Here is a 2,769-nt window from a genome sequence, read left to right on the forward strand (position 1 = left end):
CCCCGAACCCGGCGAAGTTGTCCAGGAACCCGCCGGAATCGGTACCCGCCGCGTCGGTGGCCCCCGAGCCGGCGGTCGCGAGCACCGCCACCCGGAGCAGCAGGTCGCCGGCGAGCGCCAGCGCGCCATACGTACCCAGCCGGCTGTCGCGCATGATCTCCAGCCGCCGCTCCCGGGTCGAACCGCCCCAGAGGCCGTCGGCGGTGTCGGCGAGGCCGTCCTCGTGCAGCGCGCCGGTGACGATCACCGTCGCCAGCACCGCCGCCACCGCGGCGACCAGCGGACCGGCCAGCCCGTCCGCCACCCACCACACACCCAGGCCGACCGACCCGACCAGCAGCCCCACCAGCGGGAACCACGCCCCGGCCCGGTCGAGCGGCGCCGGCGACGACCCGACCGGGAGCCGCGTCAGGAAGGCGACCGCCGCCCGCAGCCCGGCGATCACGACGCCCCCGCCAGCGACCGCAGCAGCTCCGTGTCCAGGTGGGCCTCCACGGCGTCCGCGAGCAGCTCGAACGTCGCGTCCAGCGTCCGCGTCGGCCGGGCGCCGAACAGCGCCTCGAGCACCGCCGGGTCCTCGAACAGCCCGTGCAGGTACCACCCGGCGACGTTCCCGGCGGCGACGACCAGCGGCTCCGCGCCGTCCTCGTCCACCGTGCGGCCCTGCCGGATCTCGTACCCGTCGACCGGCAGCCCGCTCAGCGGCACCCACGGCGAGCCGAACGCGGGCAGCGTCAGCGCCCGCCGCCGGACCAGCTTGTCGGGCGCGAACGTCGTGGTCAGCGGCAGCAGGCCGAGGCCGTCGCCGCTACCGTCGACGCCGAAGGGATCCTCCAGCCGCCGCCCGAGCAGCTGCAGCCCGCCGCACACGCCCAGCACGCGCACCCCGGCCCGCGCCGCCGCGACGACGGCCGGCGCCAGGCCGGACGCGTGCAGCCAGGCCAGGTCCGACGCGACGTGCTTCGACCCGGGCAGCAGCACGAGACCGGCGCCGTCCAGGTGCCACGGCGCCGTCGCCCAGCGCACGTCCGCGACCTGCTCCAGCAGCGCGAACTCGTCCAGGTTGGACGCCGCGGGGTAGCGGACGATCGCGACCGGCGGCAGCCCGCCCCGCGCCGGCGCCCGCAGCGCCGCGCCGTCCTCGTCGGGCAGGTCGTGCCGGATCATCGGCACCACGCCCACGGTGGGCACGCCGGTCAGCCGCTCCAGCTGCTCGGGTCCGGGCGGCAGCAGCGACGCGTCGCCACGGAACCGGTTGAGCACGAAGCCGCGGATCCGCTCCCGCTGCGACGGCGGCAGCAGCGCCCACGTGCCGTAGAGGTGCGCGAACGCCCCGCCGCGGTCGATGTCGACGGCGAGCAGGACGGGCGCGTCGGCGCGCTCGGCGACCCGCATGTTGACGATGTCGTTGGCAGCGAGGTTGATCTCGGCCGGGCTGCCGGCGCCCTCGATGACCACGAGGTCGTACTCGGCGAGCAGCTCGGTCAACGCGGCCTCGACGGTGGGCCAGAGCGCCTCGCTGCGGTCGCGCCACGGCCGCCGGGACAGCTCGGCGCCGACCCGGCCGAGCCGCACGACCTGGCTGGTCCCGGCCTCGGGCTTGAGCAGCACGGGGTTCATCCGCACGTCCGGCTCGACCCCGGCCGCCCGCGCCTGGAGCCACTGCGCGACACCGATCTCACCGCCGTCGACGACCCGCGCGTTGTTCGACATGTTCTGCGCCTTGAACGGCGCGACCTTCAGGCCCTGGCGGGCGTACCAGCGGCACAGCGCGGTCGTGAGCAGGCTCTTCCCGGCCCAGCTGGTGCAGCCCTGCACCATGACGGCGGTCATCGCGCCCGCACCCCCGCGACGACGGCGACGGCGGCGGCCAGCGCCCACCCGCGGCGGCGGGCCAGCCGCAGCGCCGCCTTCAGGTCACCGGCGTCGACGCGGCGACCGGTCGCGCCCAGGGCGTAGACACCGGGCTTGGCCAGCCGCACCCCGAGCCGCAGCGCCAGCGCCGCCATCGGCCAGCCCGCGTTCGGTGACGGGGTCAGTGCGGCCTCCGCGCGCAGCCGGCGCCACGACACCCGGCGGCCGGCCAGCAGGACACCCGTGAGCCGGGCCGGCACCAGGTTCAGCAGGTCGTCGGCGCGGGCCGCCACCCGGCCGGCGTGGTTCCAGCGCGGCGTCCGGTAGCCCCACACGGCGTCGGCGGTGTTGGCGAACCGGTACACCGCCGCCGCGGGCAGCCCGCCCACCGCGTACCAGAACAACGGCGCGACGACGGAGTCGGACAGGTTCTCGCCCAGCGACTCGACCGCCGCCTGCCGCACCTCCTCGGCGGACAGCGCGGACACGTCCCGGCTGACGATGCGGCCCACCGCCGCCCGGCCGGCCTCGACACCGCCGGACGACAGTGCGCGCTCCACCCCGGCGACCTCGTCCAGCAGCATCCGGTGCGCGAACAGGGGCCACAGCGCAGCGCCGGCCACCACCGAACCCGCCGGCGCCGGCAGCCGCGCCACCGTCCGCGACACCATCAGCCCCGCGCCGTAGGCCGCCGCGGCACCGATGCCCCAGGCCAGGCCGCCGGACCCGACCGCGCGGCGAGGCGGGCCCGCCGGCACCCGCCGCCCGGCCCAGGCAAGGTATCGGCCGGTCCAGCGCACCGGGTGCACGGCCAGCGGCGGCTCCAGGAACACCGCGTCCAGGCCGGCGGCGACGACGACGGCGGCCGCGCCCAGCCGCCCGGCTCCAGCGCGACCGGAGCCGACCACCCGCCCG

3 protein-coding genes are annotated in these 2,769 nt (G+C 77.4%); all 3 read right to left on the reverse strand.

The window, feature by feature from the left end; all coding sequences use genetic code 11:
• A partial coding sequence (locus C1I92_RS32825) for an adenosylcobinamide-GDP ribazoletransferase (protein WP_199521836.1) occupies positions 1-445 on the reverse strand: 445 nt, incomplete at its 3' end.
• The gene (locus C1I92_RS32830; RefSeq protein WP_111258820.1) at positions 442-1,833 is read right to left on the reverse strand and encodes a cobyric acid synthase; all 1,392 of its coding nucleotides are present in this window, start codon (positions 1,831-1,833) and stop codon (positions 442-444) included. The genes C1I92_RS32830 and C1I92_RS32825, both read right to left, overlap by 4 nt.
• Positions 1,830-2,762, reverse strand: coding sequence for an adenosylcobinamide-phosphate synthase CbiB (gene cbiB / locus C1I92_RS32835; RefSeq protein WP_438940547.1), 933 nt, complete (start codon positions 2,760-2,762; stop codon positions 1,830-1,832). Before cbiB ends, C1I92_RS32830 begins: the two co-directional genes overlap by 4 nt.
• Positions 2,763-2,769: the final 7 nt, after the last annotated feature.

It is taken from the genome of Jiangella anatolica (assembly GCF_003236295.1).
GTDB classification, from domain to species: Bacteria; Actinomycetota; Actinomycetes; order Jiangellales; family Jiangellaceae; genus Jiangella; species Jiangella anatolica.

What these genes read in the sequence shown, in the direction of transcription:
- C1I92_RS32830 (WP_111258820.1), bottom strand. Translation starts at nt 1,833, where the DNA reads ATGACCGCCGTCATGGTGCAGGGCTGCACCAGCTGGGCCGGGAAGAGC.